General features: G+C 41.3%; 3 protein-coding genes. All 3 read left to right on the top strand.

What is annotated here, in order from left to right; translation table 11 throughout:
• Positions 1-273: 273 nt before the first annotated feature.
• The 3 genes from BP896_RS08215 (at position 274) to BP896_RS08205 (ending at position 2,332) form a co-directional block, all read left to right on the top strand.
• Entirely contained in the window at positions 274-930 is a 657-nt protein-coding gene (locus BP896_RS08215) for a cobalamin adenosyltransferase (RefSeq protein ID WP_291767432.1), read from the top strand.
• 24 nt (positions 931-954) lie between these two features.
• Positions 955-1,311 carry a hypothetical protein gene (locus BP896_RS08210; RefSeq protein WP_291767431.1) on the top strand — a complete coding sequence of 119 codons (357 nt, stop codon included), beginning with the start codon at positions 955-957 and terminating at the stop codon, positions 1,309-1,311.
• Positions 1,312-1,765: 454 nt separating this feature from the next.
• A complete protein-coding gene (locus BP896_RS08205; RefSeq protein WP_291767429.1) occupies positions 1,766-2,332 on the top strand; it encodes a hypothetical protein in 567 nt (188 codons plus the stop codon).
• Positions 2,333-2,806 lie beyond the last annotated feature (474 nt).

The following is a 2,806-nucleotide window of genomic DNA, read 5'->3' as shown; positions in this document are numbered from 1 at the left end:
AAGCCCAGCATAGGGGAGTTGGCGGAAGAGCCTTTTAGCCTCTCAACATTTATTATTCTTGGAGTTGGTGTGTAGTGAGCCTAATAGGCAATGAGCCACACACCACCCAATGCTGGCGGCAGGAACTGAGCAGCAATACCACCCCCNNTGAAGGGCCGTCAGCTAAGGAAAACCGTAGTTAACGGTAAACCAGAGTTGGGTTAAACTTTAAGCAATGGGTACTTAATTGTTTTTAAAAAATAGCTTATTAAAGCCTGAGTGAACTTAAATTAGGTGCCTGAGGTGGATAAGGGGGAACAGTGTGGGGATCCTAAGCCTGTGGCGCGGTTACCACTGTTTACGGATTGCCGGGAGATTGCGGGTGATGTAGCATGTCCTGGTGATAGTGGATACAGTACTATACCGGTTTTCGGAAGGACCCTGAGGCTTAGGAAGGATTCACCGGCAATAATGCTGATGGGGTGCCTTGATGAGTTAGTTAACTTAACTAATGGGATTAGGCTTAGTTTCAGTAATGAGCCAAAGGTAGCTTCAATGGCTGCAGTGGTTATGGCGCTATCCATGCAGTTGAATGCTTACCTTGTTCAGGGAACACAGGAGAGGTTAAGTAAGGTTAAGATTGTTGAGACTCTTCTTGAGACTAAGATAAGTGACCTATGCTCATCTTACAGTGGTGACGTTGGCTGGATAGTTGCCTCCACCCCTGAGGCTCAGGCGGCTGATGGGATTAGGGTTAAGTTGAGGGAATGCGGTAGGATTGCATCATCAATGCTTGATAAGTTCCCCGATGTGGATAACATAATAAAGGTACTTAACCACGCTGATAAGTTAGTGGCGCAGTCACTCTATTGCCTTGGCGGTAAGGTATATAGGACTATTGATGATGTTACCGGTGCATTATTATCAAGCGCACTGGATAATAATACTTAAAACTAAGACCTATTAAGGTTAATCATGCAGCAGCCCCATGAAGACTGCATAACCGATTACGTAATCATAGACGTGTGTAAGAATGGTGAGGAAGCAGTTAAGAAGATTTTGAACTCCGCCGTTATTAATGCTAGGAAGGGGCCTGGTAGGGTTTTTCAAATTGCTATATTGTGTCCCCAAATTGACTACACCAAGTACCTACTTAACGCAAATGAGGTTGTGGCTAATAATATGGATGTTAGGATTGAGTTATATGAAGCATCCTCTGAGGATGGAGCCTTAAAGACCCTTAGGTACCTGGCTAATAGGTGTAAGCCTAGGCAAATAATTAAGGCTGCTGACGTTAACTTAGGTGAATTCGAGAATTTAAGTAAACCTTAGGTGCATTATGGAAATCTTATTGGCCACATAGGCTACGTTATTGAATTAAGTATTAATAACCCCCTCCCCATCCTTCAGGGTTATGTTAAGATTTAGTGCATTAGTTCTCTGGTGGGGTTTAATGGTTCATCGCCACGTGGTGGTTTATAATTAATTATATCTATTAATCAGCCCATGCGATTATCATCAGGTTTCAGTAACCGACCGCCACATCACTTCCTCAATAATTAGGTTCCTTAAATGAGCTTAAAAGATTATGCCTCATCCAACTGGACTAGGCAATGTTACCTAGCAATTCCTTCAGAATCATTTACATAACCTCGCTCACGAAGGCTATTAATTTCCTCATAAAATAATGATCGTGAACTGTTGAATGAAGTATTCAAATACTTAACCTATTACTGGTATTAATATGAGTTAAGGTTTAATAAAAGGGAAGCGGGTAATCGTATTAATGGGGTTAGACTACAGGGGGTTGATTCACCAGGTTGATTCTATGATTAGGAGTAGTGTTCTAAGAAGCCTAAGTGACTTAGAAAGCAGTATGGAGGGTATTATTGAGTTAATCACAGAGTCCCTTAATATTGAGAAGCCTAGGGTAATTGCCACTATTAATAATATTAATGAATGCAGTAGGCTTGATTCAGGCCCCTGCTCAGGCATACTTGGCATTTATATTGCCAGTGATTCAACAATTCTAGTTAATTATAAGGCTGACTTAAATACAATGCTGCACCTACTCTCTCATCATCTGCAGGCCTTAGAAAATGGTAAAGCTAAGTACATTCAAGTTAAGGAAGCTGAGGAAATTAGGTTACCGTGGGAGATTAGGCCACTTGAAGCTAATGCAATAATTAGGGCGGCTTACTTAGCTAAAAGCATACCTCCTAAGGTGTTCAAGATTTGGAATGAGGAGGTTAGGCCCATGGCTAGGGAGGTTGATGAAAGCGTGAGTAAGGCTAGGGCGCTTATTGGCCACTTAAGCAGGAGCATGGAGTTAATTATGGATAGGAGGCCATGAGCATTATTCTTAATTTTTTAATACAGTAACATTAGTTTATATAGGTTGAATTAATTTTAACTAAGCATAATTAGGATAGCCCTATGTACGAATGATGGTAAAACAATAAGCGATGGACACTTCGCACATGCTAAAAGCTACGTAATATATGATTATAATGAAGAGACCAGTGAATTAAAGTATGTTGAGTCAAGAAGTAATCCGCTGGATAATGTCGCTGATCCAGATGACCTTGAAGCAATACATAGCGCCATGAGTGAAATAGGGGTGCCCATGCATGGGATTGAGAAATATGAGACGCTTCACGAGGAGATGCTTAATGACGTGAATGTAGTTATAGCCTCAGGAGCATGTCCATTAAGTCACTCATACTTCGCATCAATGGGTGTTCAATTAGTGTTTGTTGAACCCAACACCAACATAGAGTCCATAATAGATTACCTTAGTAAGTTACCGGAGGAAAACGAAAAGGAG

The organism is Caldivirga sp. UBA161, from assembly GCF_002506515.1.
GTDB lineage: Archaea > Thermoproteota > Thermoprotei > Thermoproteales > Thermocladiaceae > Caldivirga.
The sequence above is the reverse complement of the archived record's forward strand: the minus strand, read 5'-3'. Positions and strand labels throughout refer to the sequence as shown.

What these genes read in the sequence shown, in the direction of transcription:
- BP896_RS08210 (WP_291767431.1), top strand. Translation starts at nt 955, where the DNA reads ATGCAGCAGCCCCATGAAGACTGCATAACCGATTACGTAATCATAGAC.
- BP896_RS08205 (WP_291767429.1), top strand. Translation starts at nt 1,766, where the DNA reads ATGGGGTTAGACTACAGGGGGTTGATTCACCAGGTTGATTCTATGATT.